This window comes from Bifidobacterium sp. ESL0763 (assembly GCF_029433395.1).
GTDB lineage: Bacteria > Actinomycetota > Actinomycetes > Actinomycetales > Bifidobacteriaceae > Bifidobacterium.
In genome coordinates this window covers 172,245-186,620 of record NZ_JAQTHW010000002.1, presented here as the reverse complement: position 1 = coordinate 186,620, position 14,376 = coordinate 172,245, and the positions used below count along the sequence as shown (strand labels likewise).

Below are 14,376 nucleotides of genomic sequence, written 5' to 3'. Positions count from 1 at the left end.
AGCGGCCGCAACCAGCCACGCACGAGGATGCCACGGACGCGCCGCCGCGCCGCCGTATGGACAGCCGGCTCACCTGCCGCCGAAGCTGCCGCCACCGGCGCCGCCGCCCGAACCGCCGAAGCTGCCGCCGCCGAATCCGCCGCCAACGCCGACCGACGCGGCCATGCCGCCGAAGCCGGCGCTCAGCTGCGAGCCGAGGTCCGCGAAGCCGCCGCCGAAGGACGGGGCGTTGGCCGGCGAGGAGCCGGACCACGCCGGGCCGCAGTAGGCATAGTAGACCAGCGAGCCGCGGGCGTTCTCGTCGAGCCAGGCCGCGTCGGCGAGCGCCGGTTGCGCCTCGGCCATCTTGCGCACCAGCTCGCCGCTGATGCCCAGGGCGGTGGCGTAGATGAGGTAGTCATCCCAGAGCGCCAGGTCGGGCACGCCGCGCTTGGAGAAGTCGCTGAAGTCCTGCATGTACCTGCGCAGTCCGAGCGCCTGGCCCGCCACCTTCTGGCCCTTGTCGGTCAAGGTCTCACGGGGCAGCAGCCCCAGGATCATCATGGCGACGAAGGCCAGCACCACGATGCCGACGACCACCACGCCGGGCAGACCGGCTTTCCGGAACCGCCAGAAGCACAGGGCCACCAGCGCCGTCGCCACCGCCATCAGCACGCCGACCTTGGCGAGCACGCCGGTCTGCGAGAGTCTCAGCCCAGATTCCTCGTATTCCTTCTCGGCCTCGGTGGTGAACGTGCGGTAGCGGGTGACGCTCACGTCCCACTTCCTGCCCTTCTTGCGCATCTCCTTCATGTCGAAGACGCGCGAACCGCAGTACTCGGCGAAGGACTTGAGCAGGTCGAGCAGGGCCTTCTCGGCGCGGGTGAGCGACAGGGGATGCTCCTCGCGGCGCCTGGCGTCACGCAGGGTCTCGCCGTCGTTGCTGTAGGCGAGCGGCATGACCACGATGGTGCTGGTCTTCCTGCCGTCCTCCGCGTCGTTGGCCCGCACCCGTTCGGCGAGCTGGGCGGAGTCGGCATTCGACATATCGAGGCCCGTGTACCACGAGGATTCGCCGGGGTAGATGGCGATGAGCTTCTTGCGCGCCAGGGAAAGCATGGTGGCCGCCATCTGCCGGGAGACGAGGTGCTTGCTGTTGTTCGCCCTCAGGTAGGCGTTGGAGAGCCTGGAGGACGAGGCGCCTTCCAGCGTCTGCATCAGGCGGGCGACGGCCACCGGCGAGGCGGAGGGGATGTCGCGGTAATAGTCCACTTCGCCGTGGTAGCGGGACTTGCGGGTGAGGAGCACGAACTGGCGGATGCCATAGCCGAACGCCGCGATGAGCGCCACGAGCGCGGCGAGCAGGATGACGATGTTGAAGGTCCGGGAGACCATGGCCTTCGAACGCTCCACGTTCTCCTGGTGGACGATGGCCTGCGCGTGGTCACCGGACTGCGTGTGCTTCACCTTGCCCATCGCGCCGGCCGACGACATCGAGACCAGGTCGACGTGCTGGTGGGGCCGGATATTGCTGGCGTTGAACGTTATGGTATGGCCGTCCTGCGCCGAGACGCGGCCCATGCCCGAGAAGTGCAGCCACTGCTGGGGCAGGGAGACCGAGGAGGAGCCGCCGGACGTCCCGCCGGATTTGCCGCCTTTGGTCTTGGCCTTGGGCAGCGAGACCTTGGCTTTCATACTGCCGATCGGCACGGTGTTGTCGTCGCCCACCGGCTCCCATTTGAAGTAGGCCACGTCGTCGTAGCGGGTCACCACGTCCTTGAAGGTCATGGCGATATCGAATTTCATGCTCTCGGCGGTGTGGGTCGCCGGAATGTTCCAGCCGATCTCGATGGTGTCGCCCGGCTTGCCGGTGGAGCAGAAACCGTCGTCGCTGTCATCGTCACTGGTGTCGTCGGCGGGACGGACCTGGGGCTGGGGCTGGCTTCCGGTCTGGACTTGGGATTGAAGCCCGAGTTGGGGTTGGGATTGGACCGCGGACCGAACCGAGGAACGGGCGCCGGTCTGGGCTACAAGCTGGTCCGCTCCGCGCCGGGCCGGCTGAGCGTAGCTGGCGGGATTGCCTTGGGGCTGGGGCTGAGCTTGGGACTGGTTCTGGGCCGGATTCTGGTTCTGAGCTGGATTGCCGATGACGCCCTGGTCGCCCGGGTTCTGCCCCGTCGCGCCGTCGCCGCCATGGGTGCCGTCGAACATGCCATTGAAAAGCGGATAGTCGTCATCGTCGTCCGCGTCATCGGCTTTCTTGGTCGTCCCCGCGGGCGTATAGCGCACAGGATGGTCGCTCGAGCCGCACGAGACGTCCGCCGCGTACCAGGTGTGCGCGAACTCGTCGTCCCAATCGGCGTCTGACGTATAGTCCAGGTCGAAGCCGCTCGCCATCTCGCCGGTCGTGTATTCCTCGCCGGTGTTGGCATCCTTCACCGACACGTCGGTGATGGCGCTCAGTTGTCCGGCGTCGAGCTTGTAGCGCTGGAAGAGCTGATGCCACGAGGATTTGCCGCCACCGTCGCGCTTGCCGAGTTTCACGTCGACGTGCTCGACGATCCGCAGGTCGCCGTTGGGGCGCACCGTCATGTCATAGTCGAGCGAACGGTAGCTCATAGTGCCGCTGCCGCCGACGACGAGGCCGGCCAGGCACAGGCCGCCCACCACGGAGAACACCAACGCGGTGATCACCGTCCCCACGATGGACTTGAGCCTCACCGACCATCCTTCGTGATTGCGCATTGCTCCCCCTTCTTCCGTCTCCCACATTATCGGATTGTGACCACCATTGGCCGGCGCCTGTCTGCTTTTCGACGCATGTCCGCCGATACCGCGTCAAAAAGCAGCGTTTCAGGCCGATTTCTCTGCTTTTCAACGCAAGGCCAGCAGACGTCGCGTCAAAAAGCAGCGTTCCAGGCCGATTTCTCTGCTTTTCAACGCAAGGCCAGCAGACGTCGCGTCAAAAAGCAGGATTCCGGGGCCATTACCCTGCTTTTCAACGCGTGGGTTGTCGCCGATGCGTTAAAAAGCAGCATTTCAGGCCCGTTTCGCTGACTTTCATCGCACGTTCGACTGACCCTGCGAGCAAAATCAGCGCTTCAAGGTCGTTTCGCTGACTTTCGTCGCATCGTCGCCCATGCACGCAACCACACCCAGCCCACCATCAGCCGGCCAGCCTGGACTAGCGACCGCCGAAGCTGCCGCCACCGGATCCACCGCCGGAACCGCCGAAGCTGCCACCGCCGCCGCCGGAGCCCGAGGAGGACGACGAGATGATGGCACCCACGCCGTCGAATCCGGACGACAGCCCGGAGCCGATGTCGCCGAAGGCATCCGTGAGGTCGGCGCCACCGGAGCCCAGTCCCCATGCGCTCCACATCCACAGGGAGTCGTCGAACCGCCCATCCGCGTCGTCGCCTTCGAGCTGGGGCACGACGCCCGCCATGCGCTTCGTCATGGGCTTGCTGGCACCCAGCGCCGTCGCGTAGACGAGATATTGGTCCCACAGCGCCAGGTCCGGCACGTCACGGTCGGAGAAGTCGCTGAAGTCCAGCAGGTAGCGCCGCAGCCCGAGCACCTGGCCGGCGATTGTCGCGCCACCCTTGGTCAGCGTGGTGCTGCGGATCAGCGTGCCCGTGACGCACAGGCAGAACAGGCCGAGCATCCCCAGCTCGACGGTCAACGCCCTGAGCCCCAGATGCCACACCAGCGCCAGGAACAGCCCCTCGACCACCAACGCCGCCAGCATGTATACGCTTCCCGGGCTTCCGTCGGTGACGGGTCGAGAGCTGACCAGATGCTCCTTGCCGAACTCCTTCTGCACGGCCTTGATGAACTTGCCACGCATCTTGGCCGCCTCCGGGGACTTCTTGGCGCAATGCCTCATCTGCACCAGGTCGAAGCGGTCGCCTTCCTTCGAGAGGTCGGCGAAATGCCTCAGCAGCAACAGCAGCCGCGCCTCGGCGTCGCTGAGCGAGGCGATCGCCGCGACCTCCGGGGTCTGCGCGCCGGTGTCGCCCTGCCGCCGCCCGTAGCCCACGTCGAACGACCTGCCTTCCATCGTCTCCTGCAGGTCCGTCGCCTGCCGTTTCTTGCCGCCCTTCTTGCCCTTGCGCCTGAACACCGGGTCGTTGTCGGGATCGGTGAGCATGACGATGGTGCTGGTGGGCCGGTACGGCAGGAGCCTGCGCACGAGCTTTCGCACCACCGACGAGCCCATGACGCTGCCACGCGCGGAACTCGCGCTTCCGGCCTTGCCATGGCGGCTCGCCGGGTAGGGGGCGAGCAGGTTCGGCAGATAGTATTTCTCGTCGTAGATGTCGTCGTTGCCGGCTTTGGCCGCTTGCAGGCCGGCTTCGTAGCGTTCCCGCAGCTGGGCGTCGCCGGCCGTGGAGAAGTCGACGCCCCGGTACCAGGCCGAGCGGCCCGGGTAGACGGCGACGAGCTTCTTGCGCACCAACGAGAAGAGCACGGTGGCCATGACGCGCGACTTGTACTTGCGCGAATCCAGGTCCCTGCCCTCGTCCGTGGTGCCGTAGTCGCCCGGGTCGAGCACGCTGAGCAGCTTGGCCGCGACGGCCGGGCTCACGTCGGGAAGGTCGCGGTAATAGTCGACCTCGTCCTTCCGGCCAACCTTCCGCTTGTTGTTCGGCCCGTCGTTTGGCCCGCCGGCGCCCTTGTAGTCGACCGCCTTGTTGGACGAGACGACCAGGCCGATGCCTATGGCGGTGAACATCGCCACCAGCAGCAGGAACACCGCCAGAAGCACGACGGACTCGGAGCGGTCCCACGACGCCGAATCCTGTTCGAGGCGCTCATTGGAGAGCACCTTCTGTTTCTGCGAGCCGTAGATGTCGTGGCGCACCTTGCCCATCGCCGAACGCGGGAACATCAGCACCGCGTCGACATGCTCGCCGTGTTTGACGTTGCGGGCGCTGGCCTCGACCACGCGCGCCCCGCCCTTGGCGATGGAGCCGCGCCCCTCGAAGTGCAGCCACTGCCAGGTCTGTCCCTTCGCCGCGCCCTTGGGCAAGGTGATGCGCATGCCCATCCGCTTGACGGGCACCGTGTTGTTGCCGGCGATCGGCTCCCATTTGACGTAGGCCACGTCGTCGTAAACCTTCACGACGTCCTTGAGCGTCATCGAGATGTCGAACCGGACGCTTTTGGCCGACTTCGTCTCGGGGATGTTCCAGCCGATCTCCAGGGTGCCGTGGTCGTTCTTGCCCTCGGACTGGGAGTCGGCGCTGTCCTTGTTATCCGTACTGTTCGAAGACGAATTGCCGTCGTCCGTTGTCTTGGAGTCGGATTTACCGGCATCGGTTTTATTGGTGTCGGCATTGTCGGCAGCTGAACCGTCGGTGGCGGATTTTCCGGCAGCCGCGTTGCCCGAGGTGGTGTTGCTGTCGGCCTGCCCGCTCGCGTCACCCGACCCCTGGCTTTCCGGCGACCAGGTGCGCACGTCGCGCCGTGCCGCGGGCGCATAGTTCTCGTAGCCGCCGTCGACCATCATGGCGTACCACGTACCCGCGTACTGCCTGTTCCAGTCGGTGTGCTCCATCGCCTCATCGCTCTGCACCGTCATCGCCGACCGTGCGTCGCCATGGCGGAAGACCTTGCCGGTGTCGGCGTCGCGCACCGACACGTCGGTGATGGCGCTCAGCGGGTTCTCGCCGTCATCGGTGTCGTTGATCTCGAAGCGCTGGAAAAGCTGCCGCCACGGGTGGTCGGAGCCGAACAGTCCGCTGCGGTTGCCGAGCTTCATGTCCACGTGCTCGACCACGCGCAGGTCGCCGTTGGGCCGCACGGTGGCGTCATAGTCGAGCGAGCGGTAGGTCATGTCGTGATCGGCCCCGGAATCGTCCGTCACCGCCCACAGGCACAGGGATCCCACCAGCCCTATGCCCAGGAACATCGCCAGAGCGATGCGCAACACCCTTCGCCAAGTCAGACTATGCACCATGGCTTTGCCTTCCGTTTCTCTTATGCCCATTCATACGCGTCGACACACGCAGTTCGCCTCGTCGTCACATTGCCTCTTCGACACTGCGTCGAAAAGCAGCATTATGATGCCCTCGTTCTGCTTTTCGACGCACGCCCAACCGTTGATGCGTCGAAAAGCACGATTTCGGGCCGATTTCCGTGCTTTTCGACGCATGGTTCGCGTTGGTGCGACAAAAAGCACGATTTCGGGCACCTTTTCTTGCTTTTCGACGCATGTCTCATCTGGACCTGCGAGCAAAATCAGCGTTTCGGAACCGTTTTGCTGATTTCCATCGCATCGTCGCCACATCGCCACAGCGCCACATCACCGTGCCACATCGCCGCACCGTCCGAGAGCCCGCGGCCACGGCCTAGAACTTGACCTGCGGCACCTGCCTGTCGGCCTCGGCGACCTGGAAGTACTGGCCGGGCGCGAAATGGAACATGCCCGCGATCACGTTGGAGGGGAAGGTCTGGATGGCCGTGTTGAGCTTCTGCACCACGTCGTTGTAGAACTGGCGCGCGTAGGCGATCTTCTGCTCGAGGTCGGAGAGCTGGTCCTGCAGCTGCAGGAAGTTCTGGTTAGCCTTGAGGTCGGGGTAGGCCTCGGCGGTGGCCTTCAGCGCCAGGAGCGCGTTGGTAAGGGCGGACTCGGCCTGGGCGCGGTCCGCGGGCGTGGCGGAGACGCTGTCGGCGGCCTTCATGGCCTCGGCCCGCGCCTCGGTGACGTTCTGGAAGACCTGGGACTCGTGGGTCGCGTAGCCCTTGACGGTCTCGATCAGGTTCGGCACCAGGTCGGTACGCCGCTTGAGCTGCACGTCGATCTGCGAATAGCCGTTCTCCACGCGGTTGCGCAGCGTGACCAAGCGGTTGTAGGCCATGACGGCCCAGACCAGCACGATGACGACGACGGCGAGCACCACCAGGGCTACGATCGCTCCAACACCCATTCTTCCTCCGTTTCGGTTCCGGCCGCTCGTGTCGCAGACGTTGCCATACAACGCGTGCCGGATATCTTCTTTGGTATCTGACATTATTCCACTGGCATACGATAGCGGCGCCGTTTATCCCACCGAACTCGGCCTCACCGTCCCGCGGTCAACGCGGCCGGCACTCTCGTCCGGCCACCACAGCGTTCAGCGCGCCAGCGCCACCAAAGCCACCACCGCGGAGGCGACCGGGCCGTCGTGGCTCAGTGAGATGTGCCAGCGCAGCGCGTCACCATCGACGTCATCGCCCGAGTTGGTCTTGCCGTAGCCGTTGCCATTGCCATTGCCATTGCCAGCGTCGGTCTGCGCGTCACCGCCGGAATCGGCACCGCCGCCAAGCCCCAACGAATCGCGCAGCGTTGCCTCGCACGCCGGGCCCAGCACCACATGCGGCCGCGAGCGCGAATCGTCGAGTATCTCGATCGAGGTCCATGGGAAATCGTCAAGAGTATAGGGGTTCGGCCGCTCCCCCAACGCCTCGCACCACGCCTTGAGCACGGCTTCCTTGCCGGCCCACCGCGCGGCGAGGTGGGTCGCCTCGTCGTCGTGCTTGGCCTTGGCTCGCAAGGCCGCCTGCCGCAGCTCGCGCGCCGAGAAGAGCCCACGCATCCGCGACCCCGGCTCGCCCAGCTGCGCCGCGAACCCGGCCACGTCCACCACGTCATGCCCCAGCCCGAGCAAACTTTCGGCAGTACGATCAGAACCCTCGATTTTCCCGGTTTTCATCGCTCCCCATTCATTCGTCAACAATCCCATCGTATTCACTGCGTGAGATTCCTGCACACGGAACGAAGCACAAACCCCAGCCGATGCGGCCCGAATATGAATATTGGCCGGCACCCGTAGGTACCAGCCAACATCCTTACTGTAGAGGGATTTGCCTTTGAATCAGTCCGGAGTGGCCGCCGAAGCGGTCACCGGACCGGACCGACCCGAAGATCAGAACGCGATGCTGTCGCTGTCACGATGCTGCGCGGACTCGTCGCCATTCTTGTTCTTCTCGTAGAGGTAGGTGGCGACCACAACCGCAACCGCGACCACCAGCAGGAGCAGCAGCCACAGCCAGTTGAAGTGGTGCGTCGCGGCCGGCTCGACCGCAGCGGCCTCGGGGGCCGGCGCCGAGCAACGGGGCAGGCCGATGTAGTCGGAGTCCTTCCAACCGTTGGTGGCGAGCTGCACATGACCCTCACCGTTGTCGGCGGCCGGCTCGATGGCGTTGACATGTCCGGCCACCCTGTCGCTGACCGCATGGGTCTTCCGAGCCTTGAGGCGCTTGCTCACGCTGGCGGGCATGCACTTCGGACGGGCCTTCTTGCCGTGGGAGACCGAGCGGTCGATGCCGCTCTGGTCCGTGGCGTTGGGGGCCACGCCGACCGTGGGAGCGTAGACGCGGAAGCGGTAGATGGTGTTGTAGTAGTTCACCGGACCGTTGCCGCCCTGGCCACCACCGTTGTTGCCCTGGCCGCCATTGCCACCGTTACCGCCGCCGGGGTTCGAGGCGGGAGGCCACTGGGCCGGCAACGTCGGCGTGACCACGGGCACGAAGGAGATCGAACCGGAGTCGATGGGCGTCGGCACCTTCCACTGGGCGTAGAGATCGACCGCGCCACGAAGGGCGTTGTGGTACGAGCCGCCGGGCACCTGGGTGCCGGTGCCGTTGCGCTCGGTGTTCCAACCCTTGAAGCCACGCTCCATCCTGTCGGACTTGAGCTTCGGCAGGTCGAGCGTGAGCTTGGAGACGTCGAAGCCGACCTTGGAGATCGTGTTGGCCTCACCGGTCGCGTTCACTCCCGCGGGCTCGTTCTTGTCGAACTTCAGCGTGACGAACTCCTGCCAGCCGAAGGTGCCACCCGGGAAGCCGGAGACCTGGGTCAATGCGGCGAAGGTCTCATTGTCCTGGTCCTTGATGCTGGTCCAGCTGTCATCGCTCTTGGCCCAACGGCCCGTATAGCCCTTGCTTTCGGTGGCACCGGCTTCCGTCGGCGAGTCGCTGAAGAACGAGGCATCGAGCTTGGTCAGCGGGCCCAGCTTAAGATTTTGGATATCGTAGGGGAACATCCAGGTACCGTCAGTCACGGCACTGGTGTCCCAATTGGAGATGTCAATATGATCAAGTGCGAAATCCCAATTGAACATATAGGCGGTGTCGGTGACTTTGGAGACATCCCAGTCTTCGATGCCCTTAATCTCACTGAGCAGCTCCTGGTGGTCGAACATACTGTACATGTTCTCAACATTTGAAGTAACCCAGCCCGACCCTGACAGATCCAGCTCGGTCAACGAACTGTAATCGGCATCGTCTTCTGAATTGCCGAACATCCAGGACATATCGGTCACACTGCCGGTCTTGAAGTCCTTGATACCGTTGATCTCCGTCAAGGAGTAATCATCGTAGAACATACCATTCATACTCGTGACTTTTTCGGTGTCCCAGCCCGAACCTGACAAGTCAAGAGAGGTAAGCGCATGATCATTGCCGAACATCCAGGACATCGTGGTCACGTTGCCGGTCTTGAAGTCCTTGATGCCCTTGATCTCCGTCAGCGAGTAATCATCGAAGAACATCTCGTCCATATTCGAAGCGTTCCCAGTGTCCCAACCTGACAGGTCAAGAGATGTCAACGCGGAATCGCCACTGAACATTGACCAAAGCGATTCAGCATTGCCGACATTCCATTGTTCGATTCCCTGCAGTTCGACCAAAGCAGGCATGTCCTCGAACATGCCACCGAAATGGTGCACATTGCTCACATTCCAGCCAGACAGATTACCGAGACTGGTGATCCCCGTATTACTAAACATGTAAGTGAATTGCCAGACGTTGCCGATTTTCCAGTTCGACAGGTCACCAACGGTGGTCAGTTTCGGATTGTTAAGGAACATTTGCATGAAGCTGGTGACATTATGCACATCCCATTTTGATAGATCGAGACTGGTCAAGGAAGGCGTCTGATACGTCTCCTCGTCACCATTACTACCGCCAGAGTCCAAGGCTTCAAACATACCACCCATATCGGTCACGGCCGACGTATCCCAATCGCCGATTCCCTTGATGGTGGTCAATGCGGTGTCGTTGCGGAACATCTCATTCATACTTATCTCCGCGCCGGTCTTCCACTTGCTGTTGGCGTTGCTGCCGGGAAGCCCGGCACCGGGGACGGTACGTCCCGAACCCCATCCAGTCAGGTCGATACTCGTCAGAGCAGGATCTTCATCAAAGAGAAACCCGAGATACGCCGACGTCGGTTTGGCGACCAGCGAGAAATCGATGTTACCGATATTGTCGATATGGGTCAATGCGGGGAAGTTACGAAAACTGAAATAATTTCCACCATGGCCAGCACCATAACGAGGTCTGATCGAGAGCTTCGTATGGACAGCGTCATCGAAGACAACACCAGTCAGCTTATCGACATACTGCGGCAAATCGTAAGCATCGCACGCATGCTCATAATTTTGAATCATGCACTGTGTCGGCGAGTTAGAAGCATTCACCAGATAGATGCCGGCGCCAAAATGCAGCACAATGCCATCGCCTTCATGCTTCAGCTGCCAGTGGACCTTGTTGTTGCCCTGGTCGTCACCGCCGAAATCACCCTCGTAGATAATCGAAGGATCGGGATCGCTCTGCGCCTGGGGCTGCTGGGTGGTCTGGGCGGTCGCGGCCTTGTCGGCCTTTTGGTCCGTGGCCTTCTGGGCCTGCTGGTCAGCGGACGGCTTCTGCGGCTTGGCCTGCTGGCCCTTGGACGCATCCGCCGAAGGCTTCGGGGCGGCCACCGGGGCTTCTGGCTTCGTCATCGTCTGGGCGGCCTGCTGTGCCGGCGCGTCCGAGGCGTCCTCGTTGGCCGAGGCCATCACCGGGCCCACGACCATGGCGGACGCGACCGCTAGGCCGATCGCCACTGTTCTCCACGATTTCATGATTTCCCTCTCTGCTAGTGTTCTCCATATATGGATTCCAGTCCGACCACGAATCCCATAACCCATGGGCGGGGGCACGCTTTAAAACGTTTCAGTCGAAACAACCACATATATGTCTCTACTGATAACACATTTGACTCATACGTATCGCGTTTAAAACCCGAGCGGTGGAAAACCGACCTTAAACGGTATGGAAAGCTTCTTCGCTCATCCACATCTTTGCCGTCACGCACGAGAACGAGACTCAGCCCATACGGGCCATCAAGGCGGAGATGTCCACGCAAAAACGATGCATGCGGCGACTCCGCCGTTCCGCCCGAATATGGATGTTGGCCGGCACCCGTAGGTACCGGCCAACATCAACACTGCAGAGGGATCTGCCTTTGAACCAGTCCGGGGCGATCGCCACAGCTACCGCCGAAGCAACCGCCGGACCGGACCGACCCAAAAATTAGAACGCGATGCCGTCACCGTCGCGATGCTGTGCGGACAGGTCGTCGTCCTTGTTCCTCTCGTAGAGGTAGACGGCAACCGCCACCGCGACCACCAACAGGAGCAACAACAGCCACAGCCAGTTGAAGTGGTGCGTCACCGCGGGCTTGACCGTGGCGGCCTCGGGGACGGGCACCGAGCAGCGGGGCAGACCGATGTAGTCGGAGTCGCTCCAGCCGTTGGTGGTCGGCTTCACATTGCCTTGCGCGCCATCGATGGTGACCCAGTCGGCGGCAGCGATACGGCCGTTGGCGTCGGCCGCGGCCGTGTGCGTCTTCTTGGCCTTCAAGCGCTTGCTCACGCTGGCGGGCATGCACTTCGGACGAGCCTTCCCTCGGGTAGCAGACTTCGCATGGTCATTGGCGTTTGCATGCGAATCCGTGGCGCTGGGGGCCGCGCCAAGCAACGACGAGTAGGCCGTGGAGCGGTAGATGGTGTAATAGTTCACCGGGCCGTTGCCGCCCTGGCCACCACCGTTGTTGCCCTGGCCGCCGTTGCCACCGTTGCCACCGGGGTTCGGGGCTGGAGACGGAGCGATGGGAATGGCCGGAGGCGCGGGCGTGGGCAGCGTCACGTAGCTGATCGAGCCGGAGCCGATGGTCGTCGGCACCTTCCACTGGGCGAAGAGATCGACCGCGCCACGAAGGGCGTTGTGGTACGAGCCGCCAGGCACCTGGGTGCCGGTGCCGTTGCGCTCGGTGTTCCAACCCTTGAAGCCACGCTCCATCCTGTCGGACTTGAGCTTCGGCAGGTCGAGCGTGAGCTTGGAGACGTCGAAGCCGACCTTGGAGATCGGGTTGGCATCACCGGTCGCGTTCACTCCCGCGGGCTCGTTCTTGTCGAAGTTCAGCGTGACGAACTCCTGCCAGCCGAAAGTGCCGCCCGGGAAGCCGGGGACCTGGGTCAACGCGGCAAGCGACTGGTTATCGTCGCTGGAAACGCTGGTCCAGCTGTCGTCGCTCTGGGTCCAGCGGCCCGTATAGCCATTGCTTTCGGTGGCACCGGCTTCCGTGGGCGAGTAGCTGAAGAACGAGGCATCGAGCTTGGTCAGCCGACCGAGCGTGATCTTCTTGACGTTGTAGGGGAACAGCCACGTGCCATTGATCACGGCACTGGTGTCCCAATTGGAAATGTCGATATCATCGAACGCGATATCGCAATTGAACGCATAGGACATATCGGTGACCTTGGAGGTGTTCCAGCCCTCGATGCCCTTGACCTTGAGTTTCGTCTGGTAGGCGAACATATTGGACATGTTCGTCACATTCGAGGTTTTCCAATTGCTCAGATCGCCGAGACTAGTCAACGTACTGTAATTGACATCAGTGGAAGCGTTGGCGAACATATAGGACATATCGGTCACGTTGTCGGTCTTGAAGCCCTCAAGTCCCTTGATCTCCGTCAGCGAGAAATCATCGAAGAACATATATTCCATGTCGGTGGCGGCCTTGGTGTCCCATCCGCCCAAGTCCAGCGACGTCAACGCAAAATCATCCTCGAACATGCATGTGAACCAGTCATTCTTGCTCACGTCCCAGCTGGAGATGCCCGGCAGCCCGGTCAGATTGTGCATATGGGAGAAGATGCCCTGCATGTCCTCGACATTGCCCATGCCCCAATTCGAAACATCGCCAAGCGAACGGATACCCGTGTTGCTAAACATCCATTCTGCGATTTTGACATTGCCGAGATTCCAGTTGGAGAGATCGCCGATGTTGGTCAGTTTGGTGTCGTTATCGAACATGGTCACGGTTCTGGTCACGTTGCTCATGTCCCAACCAGACAGATCTCCGATCGACGTGAGTTGCGAACCATTTTTGCCATCGTTGTCGATGCGGAACGTGTCGTCCATGTTGGTCACGGCCGAAGTGTCCCAATCATCAAGACCCTTGATCTCGGTCAGCGCGTAATCGCCTTCCACCAAGGCCATGAGGCCGAGGGACATACCCGTATGCCATTTGCTGGAGGCCTTGGCACCGGGCACACCGGCTCCGGGAGCGGTACGTCCCGTGCCCCAACCGGTCAGGTCGAGGCTCTGCAGCTTGGGATCGCTCTCGAAGAACCCGCCAAGATCGAAGTCACCGGCCTGCCCCTGCAAACGACTGAAATCAAGATTGCCGACATTGTCGATATGCTCCACACTCGGGAGTCCACCGCACCGGAACATGGTCGTCGGCACGACATGGGTGTCGGGAGCGTTGTCGAACACGATGCGAACGATATTGTTCAGCAGCTGCCTTCCGGCATTGGTATCCTCCAGCGTACCTTGGGGAGAATCCTCTAGCCGGCCAAGCACGCCAGAACCGATGTGCAGCACATCCTGATCCTGGGTGATTTCCTTGACATACCAATGTACCTTCTCGGTTCCATCGGCATTGCCACCGAAATCACCCTGGGCCTTGATCGACGGATCGGGATCGCTCTGCGCCTGGGGCTGCTGGGTGGCCTGGTCGGCAGCGGTCTCGTCTGCCGTATCGGCCTGCTGACCAGGGACCTGCTGGGCCTGCTGGGAAACGGACGGGGCCTGGGGCTCGGTCTGCTGGACCCCCGACTCACCTGCCGCGGGCTGCACCGGCTGCGCGGAAGCCGACACGGGTTCCGGCTTCGTCGTTGTGACTTGGGCGGCCTGCTGTTGCGCCGGCGTGTCCGATGCAGTCTCGTTGGCCGAGGCCATCACCGGGCCGACGACCATGGCGGAAGCGACCGCAAGACCGATCGCCACTGTTCTCCACGATTTCATGATTCCCTCTCTGCTTGAGTTCTCCATATATGGATTTCAGCCCGACCGCGCTTCCCAAACCCTATGGGCATTAAAACGTTTTAAAACGTTTGCAGTCAGAACGACCACATATATATATGTAGCGATAACACATTTGAGGTGTTTATATCACTGTCAGAACCCGAACTGCCTAAATTCGATGCTAAACGGTATGAATTACGTCCTGTTCACCATATGTCCCGGTTTTCATTTGTGAGTACACCCCGCTAATATAGAAATAGACAAACGGTT

The 14,376-nt window shown here is 62.1% G+C and carries 7 protein-coding genes; 1 reads left to right on the top strand and 6 read right to left on the bottom strand.

Annotated elements, in window-relative coordinates:
• Positions 1–69 precede the first annotated feature (69 nt).
• Positions 70–2,724 (bottom strand): DUF2207 domain-containing protein, encoded by a 2,655-nt coding sequence (locus tag PT282_RS01605; RefSeq protein ID WP_277167852.1) that lies wholly within the window; start codon positions 2,722–2,724, stop codon positions 70–72.
• 36 nt (positions 2,725–2,760) lie between these two features.
• Between PT282_RS01605 and PT282_RS01600 the strand changes: the two genes are divergently transcribed.
• Positions 2,761–3,036 carry a hypothetical protein gene (locus tag PT282_RS01600; RefSeq protein WP_277167851.1) on the top strand — a complete coding sequence of 92 codons (276 nt, stop codon included), beginning with the start codon at positions 2,761–2,763 and terminating at the stop codon, positions 3,034–3,036.
• Positions 3,037–3,163: 127 nt separating this feature from the next.
• Here PT282_RS01600 and PT282_RS01595 read toward each other — a convergent pair whose 3' ends face one another.
• The 5 genes from PT282_RS01595 to PT282_RS01575 form a co-directional block, all read right to left on the bottom strand.
• Positions 3,164–5,944 (bottom strand): DUF2207 domain-containing protein, encoded by a 2,781-nt coding sequence (locus PT282_RS01595; RefSeq protein WP_277167850.1) that lies wholly within the window; start codon positions 5,942–5,944, stop codon positions 3,164–3,166.
• A 391-nt stretch (positions 5,945–6,335) separates the two neighbouring features.
• Positions 6,336–6,914, bottom strand: a complete 579-nt coding sequence (locus tag PT282_RS01590; RefSeq protein WP_277167849.1) for a LemA family protein — start codon at positions 6,912–6,914, stop codon at positions 6,336–6,338.
• A 186-nt stretch (positions 6,915–7,100) separates the two neighbouring features.
• Entirely contained in the window at positions 7,101–7,679 is a 579-nt protein-coding gene (locus PT282_RS01585) for a holo-ACP synthase (RefSeq protein ID WP_277167848.1), read from the bottom strand.
• A gap of 213 nt (positions 7,680–7,892) precedes the next feature.
• Entirely contained in the window at positions 7,893–10,856 is a 2,964-nt protein-coding gene (locus PT282_RS01580) for a BspA family leucine-rich repeat surface protein (protein WP_277167847.1), read from the bottom strand.
• 469 nt (positions 10,857–11,325) lie between these two features.
• Positions 11,326–14,088 (bottom strand): BspA family leucine-rich repeat surface protein, encoded by a 2,763-nt coding sequence (locus tag PT282_RS01575; protein WP_277167846.1) that lies wholly within the window; start codon positions 14,086–14,088, stop codon positions 11,326–11,328.
• Between the last annotated feature and the right edge of the window lie 288 nt (positions 14,089–14,376).

What these genes read in the sequence shown, in the direction of transcription:
- PT282_RS01590 (WP_277167849.1), bottom strand. Translation starts at nt 6,914, where the DNA reads ATGGGTGTTGGAGCGATCGTAGCCCTGGTGGTGCTCGCCGTCGTCGTC.
- PT282_RS01605 (WP_277167852.1), bottom strand. Translation starts at nt 2,724, where the DNA reads ATGCGCAATCACGAAGGATGGTCGGTGAGGCTCAAGTCCATCGTGGGG.
- PT282_RS01595 (WP_277167850.1), bottom strand. Translation starts at nt 5,944, where the DNA reads ATGGTGCATAGTCTGACTTGGCGAAGGGTGTTGCGCATCGCTCTGGCG.
- PT282_RS01585 (WP_277167848.1), bottom strand. Translation starts at nt 7,679, where the DNA reads ATGAAAACCGGGAAAATCGAGGGTTCTGATCGTACTGCCGAAAGTTTG.